Below are 20,876 nucleotides of genomic sequence, written 5' to 3' on the forward strand. Positions count from 1 at the left end.
GATCCTAAGCCGCAAGTCCGATGAAACCGGTTTTCCCATGGTGCGCATCCTCCCACGCTCCAGGGAATCAGAATACGCTTCCAAACGAAACTATGCGATTCAGACTTCTTACCGGACGCTCTAGCTCCCGCCGCCCCCATCCTCGCCGGACCGGCACTGGTTCTTCGCCGGCTCTCCCATAGATGCGACTGCCCTGCCAAACATTCGATCGGGACCGATGCGCGCACTCATTCTGCAGTACTACGAGCGCATCAGCGCGAGCTACTGGTTCATTCCTTCCGTCCTGGCGATCGTCTCGGCCATTCTCGCATTCGTGCTGATCGAGATCGACACGGTGGTCGAGCCGGACGCGCTCGGCTCGAGCCCGTTTCTCTACGCTACCCAGCCGGACGGCGCCCGGGCGATCCTGTCTGCTATCGGCGGCTCGATGATCGGCGTCGCAGGTACGGTGTTTTCGGTGACCATGGCGGCGGTGGTCTTCGCCTCGGGCAGCTTCGGGCCCCGCCTCCTGACCAATTTCATGAACGACCGGGGCAACCAGGTCACCCTCGGCGTCTTCGTCGCCACCTTCGTCTATTCGATGATCGTCCTTCGAAGCGTGCGCGACGGCGGCGAGGAGAGCGTCTACGGACACATGTTCGTGCCGAATCTGGCGATCCTCGGAGCGATCGTCCTCGCCATCGTCTCGATCGGCGTGCTGATCTATTTCATCCATCACGTTCCCTCGAACATCCACATCTCCAACGTCATCGCCGGGATCGGCCAGGGCCTGCTCAAGCGGATCGGCCAGGAGTTCCCGGCAGAGCCCAACCGCAGCGAGGAGGAGGACGACAACGTTCGCTGGCAGGTGCCGCCGTGTTTTCGTGAGGAGGGCGAGCGGGCCGCCGGGAAACGGGTCACGTGGGAACGGTGGGCGGGAACCGGCGAAGATGGCTCACCGCCCTTCGGCGAGATCGCTTCGGACCGGGTCGGCTACCTGCAGATCATCGATCGGGGGTCCCTGATCGAGGCTGCGAAGACGGCCGACGTCGTCGTCCGCCTCACCTGCAGTCCCGGCATCTTCGTTCACGAGGGCCGGACGCTGTTTCAGGTCTGGCCGGCCGAACGCTGCGGCGACGACATTCGCGATCGGCTGCTCTCCTGCATCGCGGCAGGCAACAGCCGCAGCCCGCGCCAGGACATCGACTTCCTCTTCGACGAACTCGTCGAGATCGGCGGCCGGGCGCTGTCTCCCGGCGTCAACGACCCTTACACGGCGATCACCTGCCTCGACTGGCTGAAGGCCGCGATGGCCACGATTGCCGGCCGCCAGTCGGGCGATCCCTACGTCGTCGACGGCGACGGCCGGCTGCGGGCGATCATCGAGGCGGGCGACTTTGCCGGCTTCATCGAGATCGGCTTCGGCCATCTTCGCCAGTATGCCGCCTCGGACATGATCGCCGGCGAGCATTTCCTGACCTGCCTCGGCGAACTCCTGCCGGCCTGCCGAACCGAGGACCAGCGACAGGCGGTGCGCCTCCAGGCGACCCGCTTCCTCGACCTGTCGCGCGAGGCGCTCTCAGGGGCGTCGCTCGCGACGATCGAGACGGCCGCCGCCCGCGTGCTGCAAAGCGCGTGAAGCGGCCGGCCAGTGACGTAGCGCCGTTTCCGGCGCCGCGGGAGGCGTCGCAGCTCCGGACGGCAGGCCCCGTGCTCCGGCTGGTCGCGACCGGCAAGACCAGCCCCGATCGCGGGCGGCTCTTTTCCGGCGGGATGGAACGCTATGTCATGGTCGTCCAAAACCGGCTGCGTTCAGCCTTCAGTTCGACGTGATGGTATCTTAAATGAAATCGCTTCTGATCCTTGCGGCCGTCGCCGCCCTTTCCGGCTGCACCTCCTCCGCCACCTCGACCGCCACCCCGAAGCCGTCGACGGCCGAGGCGGAATGCGCGCGCTTCGGTTTCACTCCCGGCACCCAGCCCTTCGACAAGTGTGTCGCCGACTTAAGGCAGCAGGCGCGTACGCTGGCGGCAGCCCAGCAATAGGCTGTGGCCGCCGAGCCGTTCGGATCATGGATGCATCCGCGCGCCCTTCGCCGCCTTGTCGACCTCCTTCCGCGGACCGAACAGGGCGATGCCCACGAGGTTCGGCGCGTCGGCCGGTTCGGCACGAAAGGCTTCGCGATTGGCTGCGTCATGGCCGGTGGCGAACATCGCCTCCACATAGACGGCGCGACGAAGCTCCCGCTGAATCGCCTGGTGAAAGGCTCGCTGCAGCACCTCCCCGGTGGCCGAGAGGATCATCACCGGCTGGCCGAGCAGCGCTGCATGGTACCGTCCGGCCGCGTCCTCGTAGGGATCGCCCATCGCTTCCGGCGTCGCACCGGCGATCCCCGTCGCCAGAAACGCCGTGACGTTCAGTTTCTGCCACATCGCCAGATCCTCCCGCACGAGAATCGCCACCTTGGTCTCGAATGTCACCGCCCCGCCTTTTCTCGTCGAATGCCGTTGCGACGAGGCTATAGGTCTCAGGCAGCCCTTTCGTCTGGAACGCCCGTGCAGGCGGCGCGATAGGCACCCGGCGTGATGGCGAAGGCGCGGCGGAACCAGCGGCCGAGATGGCTCTGGTCGGCAAAGCCGCAGTCGGCGGCCACCGCAGCCGGGCTCTCGCCTTCGGCCAGGAGCCGCCGCGCCTCGGTGAGGCGGATCCGCACGAGATAAGCGTGCGGGGAGGCGCCATAGGCGGCGCGGAAGGCACGGGCGAGTTCGAACCGGTTCGCTGCGCCCGATGCCGCGGCCAGATCGTCCGCACCGATTTCGGCGGCCATCTCGTCGTGCAGCCTTTCACAGGCGCGCCGGGCGATCGCAGGCGCCACCTCGCCCCCGAGCTGTCGTCCGGAAAGGCCGAGATGGTCGCGAAGCCGCTCGATCACACCATCGAGCGCGGCATCCCGGGCAAGCTGTCCTCTCGGCTCTGCGATCGCGGCGCAGGCGCGCCGGATCGCCCCTGCCAGCAACGGATCGTCGGACAATGTCTGACGAAAACCGCCCTCCTCCAGGGCAAGATCGCCGAGCCCTTCGCGCATCACGGCCTGCGGCACATAGAGCATCTCGTAGGCAAAGCCGCCCGCGGTGACCGCCTGCCCGTCATGCATCTCGCCGGGCTCGATGAGGATGATGCGGTCCCGCGTGCTCTGCCGCCGCGCGCCGCGGCAGAAGAAATCCTGGACGCCGTGATCGGTCACGCCGACGAGCCATTCGTCGTGATGGTGCATGTCGTAGGCGTGGCCGAAGAAGCGGGCCGATATCGCCTCGACACCATTCGAGGGATCGCGGCTGAAACGGATGCGATCATGACCTGCCATCGCGTCAGCCCTCGCCACCCTCTTCGAAAAGGGAGGACTGCGATCCCTGATAGGTCGTCGGCACGGCAAGACCCATATGGCGGAAGGCGTGCTGGGTGAGAAGCCGGCCGCGCGGGGTGCGCTGCAGGAAGCCCTGTTGCAGGAGATAGGGTTCGACGATGTCCTCGATTGCATCGCGCGGCTCGGAGAGCGCCGCGGCGATGGTGTCGATGCCGACCGGGCCGCCGCCGAAATTGAGCGCGATCAGGTCGAGATAGCGCCGGTCGAGCTGGTCGAGGCCGAGACTGTCGACTTCGAGCCGCGTCAAAGCCGCGTCGGCGACCTTGCGGTCGACCGTCTCGGCGCCGGCCACATGGGCGAAGTCGCGCACCCGGCGCAACAGCCGCCCGGCGATGCGCGGCGTGCCACGAGACCTGCGGGCGATCTCCTCGGCGCCGTCCTTTCCCATCGGCAGGCCCATCAGCCGGGCGCCGCGGGTGACGATGTGCTCGAGCTCGGCGACGGTGTAGAAGTTGAGCCGCACCGGAATGCCGAAGCGATCACGCAGCGGCGTGGTGAGAAGGCCGAGCCGGGTGGTGGCGGCGACGAGGGTGAATTTCGACAGGTCGATCTTCACCGAGCGCGCCGCCGGCCCCTCGCCGATGATCAGGTCGAGCTGAAAATCCTCCATCGCCGGATAGAGGATCTCCTCCACCGCGGGCGACAGCCGGTGGATCTCGTCGATGAACAGGACGTCGCGCTCTTCGAGATTGGTCAAAAGCGCGGCGAGATCGCCGGCCTTGGCGATCACCGGGCCGGAAGTGGAGCGGAAATTGACACCGAGCTCCTTCGCCATGATCTGGGCGAGCGTCGTCTTGCCGAGGCCCGGAGGTCCGACGAAGAGCACGTGATCGAGCGCCTCCCCCCGTCCCTTCGCCGCCTCGATGAACACCTTGAGATTGGCGCGCGCCGCCGCTTGGCCGACGAAGTCGTCGAGCCGCTGCGGCCGCAGTGTCGCGTCGACGTCCTCGCCGCGCTTGTCGGGCGAGATCAGGCGCGAGGTGTCGCTCATGTGAGGAGTTCCATCTCGGGTAACCTGTTCGCCGACTTCTTATTCCTGGCAATGGGGCGGACGGTAAACATGACCTGATAAATTCCTGCAACTCAATTCCGGCTCAATGCCTTCAGCCCCAAACGAATGAGCACCGAGCTTTCGGCGCCCTCGCCCGCCTCGGCAGCTGCCGTGGCGATGGCGTTCGCAGCCTGATCACGGGAATAGCCAAGGTTGGTGAGCGCCGAGACCGCGTCGGCGATCGGGGCTGCGGCGGTGCCGCTGCCGACGTCCCGCTTCAGCCCGAAGCTCGCTTCGGCACCGGGGCCCGAAAAGGCCGGCGCCCGATCCTTGAGCTCGGCGACAATGCGCGCCGCGACCTTTGGCCCGACGCCGGGCGCTCGCGCCACCATCGCCTTGTCCTGCAGCGCCACCGCATTGGCCAGGTCGCCCGGCGACAGAATTCCGACGACGGCAAGCGCGACCTTCGACCCGACACCCTGCACGGTCTGGAGCAGCCGGAACCAGTCCCGCTCGGCCGGCGTGGCGAAGCCATAGAGCCGGATCATGTCTTCCCGCACGATGGTCTCGATGAAAATGACGGCGGCCTCTCCCGCCCCACCGAGAGAGGCCAGCGTCCGCGCGCCGCAATAGGCGACATAGCCGACGCCGTGGACGTCGACGATCAGATGATCCTCGCCGATCTCGTCGATGGTTCCCTTGAGCTTGCCGATCATCGTTCGCCGCCCCGACCGGGAGCCGACGTCCCGGAACATGTTCGGGCCGCCCACCGGCGCCCATCTGCCTCGCGGGTAGGCGCCCGAAGAGAACATGTCAAGAACGCAATGAGCGCCGCAGCCATGAACACTCGATGCTCCGGCACTGCGAGACACCGCTGTGTCGGCAAACGGCCGCCGCGGCGCCGAAAGGCGCTACTGCGGCCGAGCCGTAACGATCGAGAGCTTCTAGCGGTGGAGCCTCAACGGCAAACCGTCACATTGCCGACCCTGTAGCAATCCCGCCCATACCGACGCCGATGCCGGCGCCGGGGCCTGATGCCACAAGCACGAGGATTGCGCCGCCGGAACCAGGCATCCCTGCAGCTACCCCGACGATGACGCCGGCGCCGCGGGCGGCGACGGTGGTTGTGGCGATAGCCGGTATAGTGCGCGACTTCCATCTCGTCCGGCTCATCATCGGCGAGAGCGTCGAGCCGATCGAGCAAGTCGCCGTCTTCCGGCGGCGGTGTCGCGGCGTCGGCATGCGTACCGAACGACAAGACGCCGACGGAAGCGGCACAGGCGGCGATCCCAAGCCCGGTGAGCAATCTGCGCCGCGTCGGATCCGGACTTTCCTGCTGCGTCGCCGGACCAGACGGCCGAAAAAGCTTGAACAACGACATGATTTTCTTCTCCGTTCCGTTGCCCCTTGCGTATTCCCGGCGGCGTTCAGGTCTCGTGCCTCGGACGTTTTGTCCCTTCGACCACCATGCCTTCAGAATGGACCAGTCTAGCGGCGTGATGAAGGCGGACGAGTCTTTTTGCGTCAAGTTTTTCTTCCCTAACGTAATTTTTACCGCCGCTCCGCTCGACCGAGTGACGTCCGCCGCAGGCCGGCGACGTTGCCGGCCGCTTCCGCGCGCTTCGACACAAACGCCCGAGAAAATGGCTCCGCCGCGACGAGACGGCGGCGTATGTCAGGCCGCCTTCGAAGACGAAATCTGCAATTGCTGCCGGGTTTCGCGAAGCACGGCGCGGCCGATGTCGGCAAACCGGCTCTCGTCCCCCAGCGCCGCATCGCATTCGATGAAACGATTGAGCGAGTGGGCCGAAAGCTCGCGGGCCCGTGCTGCCTCGGCCGCGTCGAGGGCGCGCTTGTCCATCAGCTGTTGCAGAACGTAGTGCAGGCGGGCCGCAACGACGGCGGAGTGAAACGTGCCATCGACGGGATCGGGCTCCTGACCGCCAACCAGACGGACAACCCTCGGCGACTGGTCGCGCAGGAAGGAGCCGCCTTCCGACAATCCGTAGAGGAGTGCGTGGGTGCTCTCGATCACCAGCCCCTGAATGACCGCCAGGCCGCCTTCATAGGCCGCCGGGTTCATGAAGACCGCGCCCCAGATGTAGAAGGTCGAAGCGCCGGCGAAGCTGCTCTCCCGCTCGGCAGCCCGGCACATCACGATTTCGCTCAAGAGCACACGAATCTCGGCGGCGAAGGCCGGCAGATGCCGATCCAGCCTTTGCAAGGCCGTGTCGATCTCCTCGCGCATCCGCTCGACCTCCTCCGCCGGCGGCGCGAGGAGCGAGAGCGTCTCGGCATCTTCGGCTGCGAAAAGGCCCGCATAGCGCAGCCGGCGCTTCGGATCGAGATCCGCCCAAGAGAAGACCTCCAGCGCACCGAGGTTGGCATGACGTCGATTCGAACTCGGCGATGGCCCCATACCGTGCTCGACGATTTCGGATAGATCCTCCAAAAGGTGCACGGAACGCGGGATGTCGTCGGCCTCGACGGCCTTGAGGATCTCGAAATATCGCGCGAAGTAGTCTGGCGCGATCTGGCGCCTGGCCCGAATCGATCGTCCGACCGTCAGCGCCTTGTGCGACAAGACACCGGCCTTCGAGACCGCCTTCGCCATCGCATCCAGACTATCGGCAAGACGCTCGTTGATATCTTGCGTGATCCGCAAGGCTCCCTGAGGGTCTGGTAAGAACAGCATCGCGCTACACACCTCCCACCGGCACCAGCGATCAATTTTGATGTAGTTCGTGCCCTGCCCTAAGGCGAACCAGACTGGCAGGTGCGACGCCGGCTGACGCTCCAACCCAAACAATGAGCATGATGCCCGAGTGTTGTGCAAGACGAATATTGTTGGCTTGCGCCGGGTTGTCACCAGTTTTGAGGCTCGGGCGGTCGCGGCAATTTGTCGTCTTCGGCCTCTGCCGGATTCTGCAGCTTGGGTGTCCAAGCTCGCGGCGAAGAGGAACTGTCTATCGCCAGCCGGCGATCTAGATCAGACTGGACGAGAGCTTGGGAGGGCTGAAATGAGCGGGAGGCTGAGGCTGCATGTTCCGGAGCCCGAGGTGCGGCCGGGCGGGGCGCCGGACTTTTCCGGCGTGAAGATCGCCAAGGCCGGCTCGGTGCGCCGGCCGCCGGTGAACGTCGATCCGGCCGAGATCCGCGACATGGCCTATTCGATCGTCCGGGTTCTCAACCGCGCCGGCGAGGCGGTGGGCGAGTGGGCGGGAACGCTCACCGACGAAGAACTCCTCGCCGGGCTGAAGACGATGATGCGGGTGCGGGCCTTCGACCGGCGCATGCTGATGGCCCAGCGCCAGGGCAAGACCTCGTTCTACATGCAGTGCCTCGGCGAGGAGGCGATCGCCTGCGCCTTCCGCAAGGCGCTTGAACCCGGCGACATGAACTTTCCGACCTATCGGCAGCAGGGTCTCTTGATCGCCGACGACTATCCGCTCGTCGACATGATGTGCCAGATCTACTCCAATCGCCGCGATCCCTTGAAGGGCCGGCAGCTGCCGGTGATGTATTCGGCGAGGAAACACGGCTTCTTCTCGATTTCGGGAAACCTCGCGACCCAGTTCGTGCAAGGGGTCGGCTGGGCGATGGCCTCCGCGATCAAGGGCGGCGACCGCATCGCCGCCGTCTGGATCGGCGACGGCTCGACGGCCGAGAGCGACTTTCATTCGGGCATGGTCTTCGCCTCGACCTACAAGGCGCCCGTCGTCCTCAACATCGTCAACAATCAATGGGCGATCTCGACCTTCCAGGGCATCGCCAAGGGCGGCTCCGGCACCTTTGCCGCGCGAGGCCTCGGCTTCGGCATTCCATCCCTGCGCGTCGACGGCAACGACTATCTGGCCGTCCATGCGGCGGCGAAATGGGCGGTCGAGCGGGCCCGCAGCAATCTCGGGCCGACCTTGATCGAATGGGTGACCTACCGCGCCGCCGCCCATTCCACCTCCGACGATCCCTCCGCCTACCGTCCGAAGGAGGAGAGCGACGCCTGGCCGCTGGGCGATCCGATCAAGCGGCTGAAGAACCACCTGATCCTGCGTGACGTCTGGAGCGAGGAGCGCCACGTTCAGGCCGAGGCCGAGGTCGACGCCGAAATCCTCGCCGCCCAGAAGGAGGCCGAGAGCCACGGCACGTTGCACACCGGGCCGAAGCCGTCCGTGCGCGACATGTTCGAGGACGTCTACGAGGTGATGCCGCCGCATCTCCGCCGCCAGCGCCAGGAGGCGGGGTATTGAGTGAGACCATGACAATGCCGCATCCGCCGCACTTGCCAGCCTTACCTGATGAAGCGAATCTCGAGCCAACGTCGCGGGATCCCGGCTCAGCCACTCCGCTTCGTCATCCCGGGCTCGACCCGGGATCCATTCCTCTGCGCCCAACACAACAAGATCGGTGGACGCGATACGCCCCTTTCTCGATCCCGAAGGGCGGCCGCAACGATTTGGAATGGATCCCGGGTCAAGCCCGGGATGACGAAATGTTGGGCCGGGACGCAAAATCCGGCAATGCTTGTGGGAGCATCCCATGCCCCGCATGACGATGATCGAGGCCATCCGCGACGCCCACGCGGTCAAGATGGCCGAAGACGACGACGTCGTCGTCTTTGGCGAGGACGTCGGCTATTTCGGCGGCGTCTTTCGCTGCACCGCCGGCCTGCAGGAACGGTTCGGCAAGAGCCGCTGCTTCGACGCGCCGATCAACGAGAGCGGCATCGTCGGCACGGCGATCGGCATGGCCGCCTTCGGCCTTCGTCCCGTCGTCGAGATGCAGTTCGCCGACTACGTCTATCCGGCTTATGACCAGATCGTCTCGGAAGCGGCGCGGCTCAGATACCGCTCGGCCGGCGACTTCACCTGCCCGCTCGTCGTGCGCATGCCGACCGGCGGCGGCATCTTCGGCGGACAGACCCATTCGCAGTCGCCCGAAGCCCTGTTCACCCACGTCTCCGGGCTGAAGACCGTCGTGCCGTCCAATCCCTACGATGCCAAGGGCCTGTTGATCTCGGCGATCGAGGACAACGATCCGGTGATCTTCCTCGAGCCCAAGCGCCTCTATAACGGCCCCTTCGACGGCGACCACGACAAGCCGGTCACGCCGTGGTCGAAGCATCCGCTCGGCGAGGTGCCGGAGGGCCGCTACGCCATCCCGCTCGGCAAGGCCGCCATCCGCCGCGAAGGCTCCGCCCTCACCGCCCTCGCCTACGGCACCATGGTGCATGTCGCCGAGGCCGCGGCCGAAGCGCTCGGCATCGATGCCGAGATCGTCGACCTGCGCACCCTCGTTCCCCTCGACATCGGGCTGATCGAGGCCTCGGTGAGGAAGACCGGCCGTTGCCTCGTCGTTCACGAGGCGACACTGACTTCCGGCTTCGGGGCCGAACTCGTCGCCATCGTCGCGGACGCCTGTTTCTATCACTTGGAAGCGCCGATCGTCCGGGTGGCGGGCTGGGACACGCCCTATCCGCATGCCCAGGAGTGGGACTATTTTCCCGGCCAGGCCCGTGTCGGCGGGGCGATGAAGCGCGTGATGGAGGGCTGAGATGGGCACCTTCACCATCAAACTGCCGGATGTCGGCGAAGGCGTCGCCGAGGCCGAGCTGGTCGAATGGCACGTCAAGGTCGGCGATCCCGTCACCGAGGACATGACGCTCGCCGCCGTGATGACAGACAAGGCGACGGTCGACATTCCGTCGCCCGTGGCGGGCACGGTGGCATGGCTGGCCGGCGACGTGGGCGACACGCTGGCGGTCGGATCGCCGCTGGTGAGGCTGGACGTCGACGGGGTGGGAGGAACGACCGAGGTTGAGGATCCGACCGCATCGGAAGCCAATCCAAGCCAATCAGAAAAGGCGCCGTCAGCAAAGCTGCCGACCTCCCCCCGGGTGGGGGAGATGCCCGGCGGGGCAGAGGGGGGCGCCAAAGGGCGCCAGCGTTCTGAATCAGACGCAGGGCAAGGCGGCGGCGGCACACCCCCCTCTGGGCTGCCGCCTGCCGGGGCGAGCCACGTGTCTCGCCCATCCTCCGGATCCCCCACAAGGGGGGAGATCAGGCCGGTCGCCCAAGCCGCGCCAGCCTCCCACGCGCCCCGCAAGCCCGGCGAAAAGCCCCTCGCCTCGCCGGCAGTCCGCCGACGCGCGATGGAGGCGGGCATCGACCTGCGCCGCGTTGCGGGCTCCGGCCCCGGCGGCCGCATCACCACCGAGGACCTTGCCGCCCATCTCGACGGCGGCGCCGAGGCCCCGGCAGGACGCAGACGCCTCGCCGACAGCTCCGTCACCGAGGTCAGGATCACCGGACTGCGCCGGCGCATCGCCGAAAGGATGGAGGCGGCGAGACGGCGCATCGCCCATATCACCTATGTCGACGAGATCGACATGGAGGCGGTCGAGGCTCTGCGCGCGGCGATGAACCAGGACCGGCGGGAAGACCGGCCGAAACTCACCCTCCTGCCTTTCCTGATGAAGGCAATGGTCATCGCGGTGCGCGAGCAGCCGGCGATGAACGCGCTCTACGACGACGAGGCGGGCATTCTGCGCCAGCACGGCGGCGTTCATATCGGCATCGCCGCCCAGACCGGCGCCGGCCTGATAGTGCCCGTCGCCCGCCACTGCGAAGCCCGCGACATCTGGAACTGCGCGGTCGAGGTCGCCCGCCTTTCCGAAGCCGCCAGGAACGGCTCGGCCAAGCGCGAGGAACTCTCCGGCTCGACCATCACCATCACCTCGCTCGGCGCGCTCGGCGGCATCGCGACGACGCCGATCATCAACCATCCGGAAGTCGCCATCGTCGGCGTCAACAAGATGGAGGTTCGGCCCGTCTGGAACGGCACGCAGTTCATGCCGAGGAAGCGCATGAACCTCTCCTCCAGCTTCGACCACCGAGTGATCGACGGCTACGACGCGGCCGTCTTCGTCCAGCGCATCAAGGCGCTTCTGGAAAACCCGGCGATGATCTTCGTCGAGGAGGCGGCATGAACGACATCACCTGCCAGTTCCTGGTCATCGGCGCCGGCCCTGGCGGCTATGTCGCTGCGATCCGCGCCGGCCAGCTCGGGCTCGATACGGTGGTCGTCGACGACCGCAAGCCCGGGGGCACCTGCCTCAACATCGGCTGCATTCCGTCCAAGGCTCTCATCCATGCGGCGGACGAGTATTTTCTCATGAAGGAGGCGGCCGAGGGCCGGGCGGTTCCCGGCGTCACTGCCGGCCCCGCCAGCCTCGACTGGGCTGAGGTCGTCGGCTGGAAGGACGGCATCGTCAACCGCCTCAACAACGGCGTCACCAGCCTGTTCAAGAAGTCCCGCGTCAAGCTGGTCGCGGGCCGGGCCCGCTTTCTCGACGGCAAGACCGTGGTCGTCGCCGGCGAAACCGGCGAGCAGCGGATCACCGCCGAGACGGTGGTGATCGCCACGGGGTCGGAGCCCGTCGAACTCGCCGCCCTGCCCTTCGGCGGCAAGGTGATCTCGTCGGCCGAGGCGCTGTCGCTTCGAACCCCGCCCGAACGCCTCGCCGTCATCGGCGGCGGCTATATCGGCGTCGAACTCGGCACGGCCTTCGCAAAGGCGGGTTCGAAGGTGACGATCGTCGAGGCGACCACCGAGATCCTGCCGCTCTACGACGCCGATCTCGTCAAGCCGGTGCGCCAGCGCCTTGCCCATCTCGGCGTCACGGTGATGACCGGAGCGAAGGCGCAGGGCCTCGCCGGCGAAAGCTCGGACCTCATGGTCGAGACCGCCACGAGCGAGGAACGCCGCATCGCCTGCGATACCGTCCTCGTCACGGTCGGCCGCCGGCCGGTGACCGAAGGCTGGGGCCGCGAGGAACTCGTCCTCGACATGGACGGGCCGTTCATCCGCACCGACGAGACGCGGCGCACCGCGATGCGCGGCGTCTATGCCATCGGGGACGTCGCCGGAGAGCCGATGCTCGCCCACAAGGCGATGGCCGAAGGCGAGATGGTCGCCGAGATCGCGGCCGGTCACCGGCGCGCATTCGATCACCGGGCGATCCCGGCGGTCTGCTTCACCGACCCCGAGATCGTCAGCGTCGGCCTGTCGCCGGCCGAGGCGAAGGCGCAGGGCATCGACACCAGCATCGGCCGGTTTCCCTTCGCCGCCAGCGGCCGGGCGATGTCGCTCGGGCGCGACGACGGCTTCGTGCGCATCGTCGCCCGGGCCGACAACCACCTCGTCCTCGGCATCCAGGCGGTCGGCGCCGGCGTCAGCGAACTCTCCGCCGCCTTCTCACTGGCGCTGGAGATGGGCGCCTGCCTCGAAGACGTCGCCGGCACGATCCACGCCCATCCGACCCTCGGTGAAAGTTTTCAGGAAGCGGCGCTGGGGGCGCTGGGCAGGGCGTTGCACGTTTGAGGGTTGCGCGCGGCGCCCCTCGCCCTTCGAGGCTCGCTTCGCGAGCACCTCAGGATGAGGGGCTTGGTTCAACCCCAGGCAGGAGGGGCGTGGTTCGTCGTCGGCGCGGAAGCTGCCAGTCACCCCCACCGCCACCGATCAGCCGGCGGCGGCTTGCCAGTAGCCCCTCATCCTGAGGTGTGGAGCCGGTCGAAGACCGGCGGAGCCTCGAAGGGCGAGGGGCGCCCGGCCCCCCCTCAGAACAGCCGCCCGCCCTTCGGAACCTCATGCCCGGGCCCGAGCAGCACGACTTCGCCGTTCTCGTCCGGTATTCCCAGCGTCAGCACTTCCGAGCGCATCGGCCCGATCTGGCGGGGCGGGAAGTTGACGACGGCAATCACCTGGCGGCCGACGAGCTCTTCCGGTTTGTAGTGCACGGTGATCTGGGCGGAGGACTTCTTCACCCCGATGTCGCCGCCGAAATCGATCATCAGCTTGATCGCCGGCTTGCGCGCCTCGGGAAATGGCGCCGCCTCGACGATGGTGCCGACGCGGATGTCGACTTTCATGAAATCGTCGAAGGTGATTTCCGGTGCGCGACCGCTACCTGACATGGCGTGATCCATCATTCAGAACGAGAAAAAAACTCTTGGCACGCGGCCAAAGTCATCCCTTGGCCAGCGCTTCCGCCCGGTCCCGCGCGGCCCGCATCGCCTCTTCCATCAGCTTTGCCAGCCGTTCCTCGCCCATCAGGACGTCGAGCGCTGCCTGCGTGGTGCCGTTTGGCGACGTGACGTTCTTGCGAAGCTGCGCCGGCTCGCTCTCCGAGCGGATCATCAACTCCCCCGCTCCCGCCACCGTATGGCGCGCCAGGCGCATCGCCAGATCGGCCGGAAGGCCGAGCGTCGCGCCAGCCTTGGCCATGCATTCGGCGAGGTGAAAGACATAGGCCGGACCACTGCCGGAAACGGCGGTGATCGCGTCGATCAGCGCCTCCGCCTCGACCCATTCAACCGGCCCCGAGGCTTCCAGGAGCCTGGTCGCGTTGGCGCGGTCGCCCTCGCCGGTGCGCTCGTTGCCATAGGCGCCGGTGATGCCGCGGCCGATCAGCGCCGGGGTATTGGGCATCGCCCGCACCACCGGATGGGGCCCGAGCAGATCCTCGATCGCCGCGACCGTCGTCCCGGCAGCGATCGAGACGACCAGCGTCTGCGGCCGCATCGCCGCCTTCAGCGGCGGCACCGCCGCCGTCATCATCTGCGGCTTGACCGCCAGCACGACGATGTCGAACGCCCCTTCCGGCACGGTGGTGCGGTGGACGACGCCCTTCTCGATCAGCGGCTGCAGCGCCGGGCCGACGGCCGGATCGACCACCGTGACCTTCGAGGGGTCGAGCCCCTTTTCCAGCCAGCCGCCCAGAAGCGCCGAGCCCATGTTGCCGCCGCCGAGAAGAAGAATGCGCGCCGAAATCATCGTGTCGGGCATCGTGTCAAGCTTCTCCGACCGTTTCGAACATCGTCGCTTCCAGCGCCGCCTCGGCCGACTTGTCGGCCCAGATGACGAACTGGAACGCCTGATAGAACCGCTCGCAGCTTTCGAGCGCCATGGCAAGCATGCGCTCGGCCTGGCCCGTGGTGGCATCGAGCCCCCCGGACAAGAGCAGGGAATGACGGAACATCACCGCGCCTTCCTTGCGCCAGAGGTCGAAGTGGCCGACCACCAGTTTCTCGTTGATGCGCGCGAGCAGGACCTGGATCTCCGCCTGCCGGTGCGGCGGGACCTTGAGATCGAAGGCGCAGGCGATGTGCAGCGCCTCCATGTCGTCGAGCCAGGAGAAGGAAACCGAATAGTCGGTCCACACACCGGTGACCGCGACGGCGAGTTCGTCGTCGCAGGAGCGCTCGAACGCCCATTCGCGCGACGTCGCCACCCACTCGATCACATCGACCGGGTTCGACTGTCGCAAGATCGTCATTTCATCGAATTGCATGATGGATTCCCCGTATGAAAGATGGGCGGGCAGCCGCCCGCCGCGGCAGCCGCCCGCAGGGGTGATGCGTTCGCCGCCGCCGACGAATCACCCTTGAGAATCAGCATACAGTCGGGGAGTCTTCACGCTAAGGGCGTTAACCGTATTTTCATGGTGATGGGCGTTGCCGCGCAGCGAATCGTCGATCGCCCGATCGTTAAGCGACTCTGCGATCAGGCGTTTCCAACTCACGGACCTCGCCGGGAATCCCGGCGAAGCTGTCGAAACCCTGTGGAAAAGCGGCTCAGACGCCCGCGCCGCTGCCGCCGCCCATCTTCGCTTCGAGGTCTGCGAGCCGCTTTTTCAGCGCCTCGTTCTCCATGCGCGCCTTCATCGCCATCTCGCGGACGGCCTCGAACTCCTCGCGCTGGACGAGGTCCATCTGATTGAGCAGCCGCTCGCCCTGGGTGCGGAAAAGCGTTTCCACCTCGCGGCGCATGCCCTGGGCCGTGCCGGCCGCATCGGTCATCACGCGGGCGAATTCGTCGAGGAGGCGGTTCGGGGCTCGGTTCGTCGGCATGGCAGTCTCCGGGGTTCGAAAGGGTCCTTCGCAGGTAGAGGCGCCGAAGGGCTTAGACAATAGCGGCGCCCCGCGCCGATGAACCAAAAGCCGACCGATCGCCCGGCCCAAGGCCGGCCGGTCTTCAAAGCGTCGCCGCTTGGCCTTATGAGGGCTGCAACGCGGCCGCCCCGGCGGCCGCACGTCCTAGACCACCCGCGACGAGGCCCGCTTCGACCATGCTCTCTCTTCAGACCTTCGGCGTGCTGGCCTATCCGAACATCGATCCGGTGTTCCTGCAGATCGGACCGATCGCGCTCCACTGGTACGGCCTCGCCTATGTCGCCGGCATTCTCTGCGGCTGGCTCTACGGGCGCTATCTGGTCGCAAACACTCGGCTCTGGCCGAACGGCGTCTCGCCGATCACCAAGCTGCAGATCGACGACATGATCCTCTATCTCGTCCTCGGCATCGTCCTCGGCGGCCGGCTCGGCTACGTCCTGTTCTACAACCCGCTGCAATATCTCGCCGATCCGCTCACCGTCTTTTCCGTCTGGGACGGCGGCATGGCGTTTCACGGCGGGCTTGTCGGCGTGACCCTGGCCCTCGTCCTGTTCTGCCGCCAATACAAAGTGCCGTTCTACAGCCTGATCGACGTCGTCGCCGCCTCGGTGCCATTCGGCCTGTTCTTCGGTCGCCTTGCCAACTTCATCAACAGCGAGCTCTGGGGCTCGCCGTCGAACGTCCCCTGGGCGATGGTGTTTCCGACTGGCGGCCCCGAGCCGCGCCATCCGAGCCAGCTCTACGAAGCCGCTCTGGAAGGCGTCGTCCTCTTCCTCATCCTCCTCGTCGCCACCCATGCCTTCAAGACGCTGGGCCGGCCGCGGCTGACCGCCGGCATCTTCATTCTGTGCTACGGCATCTTCCGCAGCATCGTCGAAGCGTTCTGGCGGATCCCTGACGAGCAGCTCGGCTATCTCTATGGCGGCTGGTTGACCATGGGGATGCTGTTGTCCCTGCCGATGATCCTCGTCGGCCTCTGGGCGATCGCCACGGCGAAGCCGGTCGCCTACGCGCCGAAGCCTGCCGAGGATGCGGGCACCAGAGCAGAGGACACCGCCCGCCCTTGAACGAGCTCGCCCACCGGATCGCCGATATCATTCGCCGCGACGGGCCGATCGGCATCGATCGGTTCTGGAACCTCGCGCTGTTCGACCGCTCCGCCGGATATTACGCCACCAGGAACCCGCTCGGCCGGGCCGGCGACTTCGTCACCGCGCCGGAGATCAGCCAGATGTTCGGCGAACTGATCGGCGCCTGGGTCGCCAGCGCCTGGGGATCGCTCGGCCAGCCGCGGCCGTTCCGGCTCGTCGAGATCGGCCCCGGTCGCGGCACGCTGATGGCCGACATGCTGCGCACCCTGCGGCGCGCGGCGCCCGCCTGCCTCGCCAGCGCGAGCATTCACCTCGTCGAGACCAGTGAGACGCTGGCGGCGATCCAGGCGGAAACGCTCTCGCGCTTCGACCTGCCGGTTCGCCGCCATCGCCGCATCGCCGAATTGTCCCCCGGCCCGGCCGTGATCGTCGCCAACGAACTCTTCGACGCCCTCGCCATCCGCCAGTTCGTCTTCGACGGCGAGGCGTTTCGCGAGCGCTGCGTCGGCCTGTCGGAGGCTGGCAGGCTGGAATTCGTGCTCTGCGGACGCCCGCACCCGCCGCTGCCGGCCGGGGCCCTGCCCCATCCGCCGGCCGCAGGCGCCGTGTTCGAAACCTCGCCGGAGCGGGCTGCGCTTGCCACCAGCCTTGCCGACCGCCTCGCCACGGAAAGCGGGGCCGGCCTCTTCATCGACTACGGCCATGCGACGAGCGCCTTCGGCGATACGCTGCAGGCGGTGCGCGCCCATGCCTATGCCGACCCGCTCGACCGCCCGGGCGAGGCCGATCTGACCAGCCACGTGGATTTCGCCGGCCTGTCGGAGATCTTTTCCAGGCGCGGGCTCGCCGTATCGCCGATCGTCGAGCAGGGCGACTTCCTCCTCGCCCTCGGCCTCCTGGAACGGGCCGGCGGTCTCGGCGCGCCGCTCGACGCCGAGGGACGGGCCGACATCGAACGGGCCGTCGCCCGGCTGGCGGGGCGCGGGGCGGGAGAAATGGGCGCTCTGTTCAAAGTCCTTGCCGTTGCAGCTGTGCCCATGCCGCTCCCTCCCTTCGCTGCCGCAGCGTCAGATTGACTTCCCCCCGAAGCTCCACCACCATCCGCGCCCATGGCCGATAGCATCACAAGCGCCCGGGCGCTGCAGGACGACGAGGTGATCCGCGCGCCCCAACTTTCGGGCGAGAGGGTCGCGCATGGCTTCTTCACACGCCATGGCGGCGTCTCGACCGGCCTCTACGAGGGGCTCAACGCCGGCGCCGGATCGAAGGACGACCCCGCTCACGTCGCCGAGAACCGGGCCCGGGCGGCGGCGACCCTTGGCCTTGCGCCCGACCGGCTGGCAACGCCCTGGCAGGTGCATTCCGCCGAAGCGGTGATCGTCGAAGCGCCCTTCTCCGGCGAGCGGCCGCGGGTCGACGGCATCGTCACCGCCACCCCCGGCCTCTGCATCGGCGTGGTCACGGCCGATTGTGGACCGGTGCTCTTCGCCGATCACGACAACGGCGTCGTCGCGGCGGCCCATGCAGGCTGGCGCGGGGCGCTCAGTGGCGTCCTGGAGGCCACGATCGCGGCAATGGAAAAGGTGGGCGCAAAACGCGACTCGATCACCGCGGTCCTCGGCCCGGCCATCACCCAGCCGAACTACGAGGTCGGCCTGGAGATGATGGCCGCCTTCGTCGAAGGCGACCCGGAGCGCGAGCGCTTCTTCCAGCCGGGAAAGGCTCCGGACAAGCGGCAGTTCGACCTTCCCGGCTTCATCGTCCAGCGTCTCGAGACATCGGGTGTGAAGGCCGGCTTCGTCGGTCGCTGCACCTATGGCGAGCCGGACACGTTCTATTCCTTCCGCCGCACCACCCATCGCGGCGAGCCCGATTACGGCCGGCAGCTCGCGGCGATCGCATTGCGGGACTGAACCCAGATGCTTCACTTCGAACGCGCCGAATTCGACACGCGCCGCGAGCGCATGCTCGCGGAAATGGCGAACCGCAAGCTCGATGCCATGCTCCTGTTCTCACAGGAGTCGATGTACTGGCTGACCGGCTACGATTCCTTCGGTTTCTGCTTCTTCCAATGCCTGGTCGTGAAGGCCGACGGCCAGATGCAGCTGCTCACCCGGTCGGCCGATCTCAGGCAGGCCCGGCATACCTCGATCCTCGAGGCGATCGTCATCTGGCGCGACCGCGGCAATGCCGATCCGGTCATCGAACTGCGCAACATGCTCGACGACATGGGCCTCCTCGGCATGCGCGTCGGCGTCGAATGGCTCACCCACGGCCTGACCGGCACGGCGGGGATCGGCGTCAACGAGCGGCTCGGCTCCTTCGCCTCCCTGAAAGATGCCTCCGACCTCGTGCCGATGCTGCGGGCGGTCAAGAGCGAAGCCGAGATCGCCTATGTGCGCGAGGCGGCGCTGCTCGCCGACGAGGCCTTCGAGGAGGCGCTGCCGCTGATCGTGCCGGGCGCCGACGAGGCGGAGATCCTGGCGGCGATGCAGGGGCACGTCCTGAAGCGGGGCGGCGACTATCCGGCCAATCCCTTCATCGTCGGCTCGGGACGCGACGCGCTTCTGTGCCGCTACAAGTCCGGTCGCCGCAAGCTCGATTCGAGCGACCAGCTCACCCTGGAATGGGCGGGCGTGAAGGCGCAGTACCATGCGGCGCTGATGCGCACGGTCGTCATTGGCGAGCCGAGCCAGCGCCACGTCGAACTCCATGCCGCCGCCCGGGAGGCGCTCGCCGCCGTCGAGGAAGTGATGCGGCCGGACCACACCTTCGGCGACGTCTTCGACGCCCATGCCGCGGTGATGGAAGCGCACGAGCTGACCCGCCACCGGCTTTCGGCCTGCGGCTACTCGCTCGGCGCCCGCTACGCCCCCTCCTGGATGGACCCGCCGATGTTCCATGTCGGCAATCCCGCGGTGATCCAGCCGAACATGACGCTGTTCGCCCACATGATCATCATGGATTCCGACACCGGCACGGCGATGACCCTCGGCCGCACCTATGTCACCACCGAGACGGCGCCGGAACCGCTGTCGCGCCTTTCCCTCGACCTGCCGGTGGTGGCTTGAGATGGCTGCCGGCACCGGCGCCGTGACTGCGGGCGGCGAAACGCGAGAATTTTAACGTTTTCTTCCGACCCGGGCGGCATTGTCGAATCTGCTTCGATGCCGAAACACGGCCGGAAGGAGATCGCCCGTGGCAACGAAACCGGTGACGGAAAGAATCCTGCACTGCGGCACGCTGCTGACCGCCGGCATGGGAATCGCATTGTCAGGCTGCACCGGCACTGACCTGTCGATCGCCATGGGCCCGAACGGTCCGATCCCCCCCGCAGATGTCGGCTCCAGCTCGACCCTCGGAGCGCCGCCCGTCTCCGCCTCGGCATTGGCCGAAGCGGCGCCCCTGGCCGCGGCCCCGTCGGGAAGCATCGCCGCCGCGCCGCTGCCGCCCGCTTCGCCGGTGCAAGGAAGTCTGCTGGCGCCCCCATCCCAGCAGGTGGCGAGTGCCGGGTCTTCATCCAATCTGCGCTGGAACACCGGACCGCAGCCGGTCGGTTACCCCGCGCAAACCTCTCCCCAGGAATCGCCGCCCCAGCCCGCGCAGCCACAGCTCGCGGCACTACCGGAGCCCATGGACGACGGGCCGGCAACTCCGGCTTCGGAAGAGATCTCGCTTTCCCCGGAAGCCGTCCAGGCGCCGCAGCAGCAGGCCTCACTGAGCACCCCCCGCGAGCCCTCGGCGGTTTCGAACCGCACCGAGGTCCAGTTTCTCCCCGTCGTCGGCGCGCCGCAGCGGGAGGCCGAGTTGCTCGCCCGGGCCCTGTCCGAGGAGTCGCGACAAGCCGGCGTCAAGATTCGCCCAGCCAGCGGACCGGTGGCACCGCTTCGCCTCAAGGGCTATTTCTCCGCCTTCACCAATGGCGACGACACCGTGCTCGTCTACGTCTGGGACGTGCTGGACGAGAGCGACCAGCGCATCCGCCGCATCCAGGGCCAGGAGCGCGTGGCGGGCACGAATTCCGATCCCTGGTCGCAGGTCGATCTCGAAACGCTCCGCAAGGTCGCCCGGGAGACGTTCCGGCAAGCCGCCGGCCTGGACGCCGACGTCGGCTGACCGGAACCCCATGATGCGCCTCGCAGAACCGCCTCGGGCTTGCCATCGGTCGCCGGCCCGGACCGCGCCCGTCGGAAACCAAACCAAGCCTCGCGCTTTGTTCACCATCATGCGGCAGCGCACACGAGTCGGGTTGAAGTTTTGGCGAAGGGTGCTAGAGCGTCCTTCCGCAGATCGGGCGATGATGGAGCCGGCGACGGCCCTGCCATTCCGACCTGAGGTTCGCGCCTCGCCGAAGTCGGCGCGGGGCGAAATTCGTGTTCGCGGCGTCCGTGACCGCAGGCGGGAGCGGCGCTCGAAGCGTTCGCGACCAGCCTGCCTGCGAT

The 20,876-nt window shown here is 67.2% G+C and carries 21 protein-coding genes; 11 read left to right on the forward strand and 10 right to left on the reverse strand.

The features are described 5' to 3' along the window. The first annotated feature begins 217 nt into the window (after positions 1-217). Both GTK09_RS25245 and GTK09_RS25250 read left to right on the forward strand, forming a co-directional pair. On the forward strand, positions 218-1,618 hold the full coding sequence (locus tag GTK09_RS25245; protein ID WP_163466181.1) for a DUF2254 domain-containing protein: 1,401 nt from the start codon (positions 218-220) through the stop codon (positions 1,616-1,618). Positions 1,619-1,823: 205 nt separating this feature from the next. Beyond that, a complete protein-coding gene (locus GTK09_RS25250; RefSeq protein ID WP_163466182.1) occupies positions 1,824-2,024 on the forward strand; it encodes a hypothetical protein in 201 nt (66 codons plus the stop codon). A gap of 24 nt (positions 2,025-2,048) precedes the next feature. On the opposite strand, the gene GTK09_RS25255 is transcribed toward GTK09_RS25250, so the two are convergent. The 6 genes from GTK09_RS25255 to GTK09_RS25280 all read right to left on the reverse strand — a co-directional run bounded on the left by GTK09_RS25255 (position 2,049) and on the right by GTK09_RS25280 (position 7,338). Continuing rightward, a complete protein-coding gene (locus tag GTK09_RS25255; RefSeq protein ID WP_163466183.1) occupies positions 2,049-2,459 on the reverse strand; it encodes a DUF2000 domain-containing protein in 411 nt (136 codons plus the stop codon). A 47-nt stretch (positions 2,460-2,506) separates the two neighbouring features. Continuing rightward, positions 2,507-3,343: a helix-turn-helix transcriptional regulator gene (locus tag GTK09_RS25260; RefSeq protein WP_163466184.1), complete on the reverse strand. Its 837-nt coding sequence runs from the start codon at positions 3,341-3,343 to the stop codon at positions 2,507-2,509. Between the two features lie 4 nt (positions 3,344-3,347). Further along, the gene (gene ruvB, locus GTK09_RS25265; RefSeq protein ID WP_163466185.1) at positions 3,348-4,394 is read right to left on the reverse strand and encodes a Holliday junction branch migration DNA helicase RuvB; all 1,047 of its coding nucleotides are present in this window, start codon (positions 4,392-4,394) and stop codon (positions 3,348-3,350) included. A 92-nt stretch (positions 4,395-4,486) separates the two neighbouring features. Then, a complete protein-coding gene (gene ruvA, locus GTK09_RS25270; protein WP_163466186.1) occupies positions 4,487-5,110 on the reverse strand; it encodes a Holliday junction branch migration protein RuvA in 624 nt (207 codons plus the stop codon). 242 nt (positions 5,111-5,352) lie between these two features. Continuing rightward, positions 5,353-5,922, reverse strand: coding sequence for a hypothetical protein (locus GTK09_RS25275; protein WP_163466187.1), 570 nt, complete (start codon positions 5,920-5,922; stop codon positions 5,353-5,355). 147 nt (positions 5,923-6,069) lie between these two features. After that, positions 6,070-7,338 carry an aKG-HExxH-type peptide beta-hydroxylase gene (locus GTK09_RS25280; protein WP_163466188.1) on the reverse strand — a complete coding sequence of 423 codons (1,269 nt, stop codon included), beginning with the start codon at positions 7,336-7,338 and terminating at the stop codon, positions 6,070-6,072. A 76-nt stretch (positions 7,339-7,414) separates the two neighbouring features. Here GTK09_RS25280 and GTK09_RS25285 point away from each other — a divergent pair, with 76 nt between their 5' ends. The 4 genes from GTK09_RS25285 (at position 7,415) to lpdA (ending at position 12,773) form a co-directional block, all read left to right on the forward strand. Then, entirely contained in the window at positions 7,415-8,641 is a 1,227-nt protein-coding gene (locus GTK09_RS25285; protein WP_163466189.1) for a 3-methyl-2-oxobutanoate dehydrogenase (2-methylpropanoyl-transferring) subunit alpha, read from the forward strand. Between the two features lie 289 nt (positions 8,642-8,930). Then, the gene (locus GTK09_RS25290) at positions 8,931-9,944 is read left to right on the forward strand and encodes an alpha-ketoacid dehydrogenase subunit beta (RefSeq protein WP_163466190.1); all 1,014 of its coding nucleotides are present in this window, start codon (positions 8,931-8,933) and stop codon (positions 9,942-9,944) included. A 1-nt stretch (position 9,945) separates the two neighbouring features. Then, on the forward strand, positions 9,946-11,379 hold the full coding sequence (locus GTK09_RS25295; RefSeq protein WP_163466191.1) for a dihydrolipoamide acetyltransferase family protein: 1,434 nt from the start codon (positions 9,946-9,948) through the stop codon (positions 11,377-11,379). Further along, the gene (gene lpdA / locus GTK09_RS25300; RefSeq protein ID WP_163466192.1) at positions 11,376-12,773 is read left to right on the forward strand and encodes a dihydrolipoyl dehydrogenase; all 1,398 of its coding nucleotides are present in this window, start codon (positions 11,376-11,378) and stop codon (positions 12,771-12,773) included. The genes GTK09_RS25295 and lpdA overlap by 4 nt, the downstream gene beginning before the upstream one ends. A gap of 236 nt (positions 12,774-13,009) precedes the next feature. Here the strand turns inward: lpdA and GTK09_RS25305 are convergent, their stop codons facing one another. The 4 genes from GTK09_RS25305 to GTK09_RS25320 all read right to left on the reverse strand — a co-directional run bounded on the left by GTK09_RS25305 (position 13,010) and on the right by GTK09_RS25320 (position 15,301). Next, positions 13,010-13,366: a tRNA-binding protein gene (locus GTK09_RS25305; RefSeq protein WP_163466193.1), complete on the reverse strand. Its 357-nt coding sequence runs from the start codon at positions 13,364-13,366 to the stop codon at positions 13,010-13,012. A 52-nt stretch (positions 13,367-13,418) separates the two neighbouring features. After that, positions 13,419-14,237 carry a pyrroline-5-carboxylate reductase gene (gene proC, locus GTK09_RS25310; protein WP_376768054.1) on the reverse strand — a complete coding sequence of 273 codons (819 nt, stop codon included), beginning with the start codon at positions 14,235-14,237 and terminating at the stop codon, positions 13,419-13,421. 4 nt (positions 14,238-14,241) lie between these two features. After that, positions 14,242-14,742: a type III secretion system chaperone family protein gene (locus GTK09_RS25315; RefSeq protein WP_163466194.1), complete on the reverse strand. Its 501-nt coding sequence runs from the start codon at positions 14,740-14,742 to the stop codon at positions 14,242-14,244. A 283-nt stretch (positions 14,743-15,025) separates the two neighbouring features. Beyond that, a complete protein-coding gene (locus GTK09_RS25320) occupies positions 15,026-15,301 on the reverse strand; it encodes an accessory factor UbiK family protein (RefSeq protein ID WP_163466195.1) in 276 nt (91 codons plus the stop codon). A gap of 218 nt (positions 15,302-15,519) precedes the next feature. Here GTK09_RS25320 and lgt point away from each other — a divergent pair, with 218 nt between their 5' ends. The 5 genes from lgt (at position 15,520) to GTK09_RS25345 (ending at position 20,550) form a co-directional block, all read left to right on the forward strand. After that, positions 15,520-16,410, forward strand: a complete 891-nt coding sequence (gene lgt / locus GTK09_RS25325) for a prolipoprotein diacylglyceryl transferase (protein ID WP_163466196.1) — start codon at positions 15,520-15,522, stop codon at positions 16,408-16,410. After that, entirely contained in the window at positions 16,407-17,510 is a 1,104-nt protein-coding gene (locus GTK09_RS25330; RefSeq protein ID WP_163466197.1) for a class I SAM-dependent methyltransferase, read from the forward strand. The genes lgt and GTK09_RS25330 overlap by 4 nt, the downstream gene beginning before the upstream one ends. Positions 17,511-17,543: 33 nt before the next feature. Further along, entirely contained in the window at positions 17,544-18,347 is an 804-nt protein-coding gene (pgeF, locus tag GTK09_RS25335) for a peptidoglycan editing factor PgeF (RefSeq protein WP_163466198.1), read from the forward strand. 6 nt (positions 18,348-18,353) lie between these two features. Continuing rightward, positions 18,354-19,505 (forward strand): M24 family metallopeptidase, encoded by a 1,152-nt coding sequence (locus tag GTK09_RS25340; RefSeq protein WP_163466199.1) that lies wholly within the window; start codon positions 18,354-18,356, stop codon positions 19,503-19,505. A gap of 127 nt (positions 19,506-19,632) precedes the next feature. After that, on the forward strand, positions 19,633-20,550 hold the full coding sequence (locus GTK09_RS25345; RefSeq protein WP_163466200.1) for a hypothetical protein: 918 nt from the start codon (positions 19,633-19,635) through the stop codon (positions 20,548-20,550). Positions 20,551-20,876 lie beyond the last annotated feature (326 nt).

Source organism: Jiella pacifica, assembly GCF_010500815.1.
Taxonomy (GTDB): domain Bacteria; phylum Pseudomonadota; class Alphaproteobacteria; order Rhizobiales; family Rhizobiaceae; genus Jiella; species Jiella pacifica.

Bases quoted from the DNA above. Each gene is read 5' to 3' on its own strand.
- GTK09_RS25245 (WP_163466181.1), top strand. From the start codon at position 218: ATGCGCGCACTCATTCTGCAGTACTACGAGCGCATCAGCGCGAGCTAC.
- GTK09_RS25250 (WP_163466182.1), top strand. From the start codon at position 1,824: ATGAAATCGCTTCTGATCCTTGCGGCCGTCGCCGCCCTTTCCGGCTGC.
- GTK09_RS25260 (WP_163466184.1), bottom strand. From the start codon at position 3,343: ATGGCAGGTCATGATCGCATCCGTTTCAGCCGCGATCCCTCGAATGGT.
- ruvB (WP_163466185.1), bottom strand. From the start codon at position 4,394: ATGAGCGACACCTCGCGCCTGATCTCGCCCGACAAGCGCGGCGAGGAC.
- ruvA (WP_163466186.1), bottom strand. From the start codon at position 5,110: ATGATCGGCAAGCTCAAGGGAACCATCGACGAGATCGGCGAGGATCAT.
- GTK09_RS25285 (WP_163466189.1), top strand. From the start codon at position 7,415: ATGAGCGGGAGGCTGAGGCTGCATGTTCCGGAGCCCGAGGTGCGGCCG.
- GTK09_RS25290 (WP_163466190.1), top strand. From the start codon at position 8,931: ATGCCCCGCATGACGATGATCGAGGCCATCCGCGACGCCCACGCGGTC.
- GTK09_RS25295 (WP_163466191.1), top strand. From the start codon at position 9,946: ATGGGCACCTTCACCATCAAACTGCCGGATGTCGGCGAAGGCGTCGCC.
- lpdA (WP_163466192.1), top strand. From the start codon at position 11,376: ATGAACGACATCACCTGCCAGTTCCTGGTCATCGGCGCCGGCCCTGGC.
- GTK09_RS25305 (WP_163466193.1), bottom strand. From the start codon at position 13,366: ATGTCAGGTAGCGGTCGCGCACCGGAAATCACCTTCGACGATTTCATG.
- proC (WP_376768054.1), bottom strand. From the start codon at position 14,237: ATGCCCGACACGATGATTTCGGCGCGCATTCTTCTTCTCGGCGGCGGC.
- GTK09_RS25315 (WP_163466194.1), bottom strand. From the start codon at position 14,742: ATGCAATTCGATGAAATGACGATCTTGCGACAGTCGAACCCGGTCGAT.
- GTK09_RS25320 (WP_163466195.1), bottom strand. From the start codon at position 15,301: ATGCCGACGAACCGAGCCCCGAACCGCCTCCTCGACGAATTCGCCCGC.
- lgt (WP_163466196.1), top strand. From the start codon at position 15,520: ATGCTCTCTCTTCAGACCTTCGGCGTGCTGGCCTATCCGAACATCGAT.
- pgeF (WP_163466198.1), top strand. From the start codon at position 17,544: ATGGCCGATAGCATCACAAGCGCCCGGGCGCTGCAGGACGACGAGGTG.
- GTK09_RS25340 (WP_163466199.1), top strand. From the start codon at position 18,354: ATGCTTCACTTCGAACGCGCCGAATTCGACACGCGCCGCGAGCGCATG.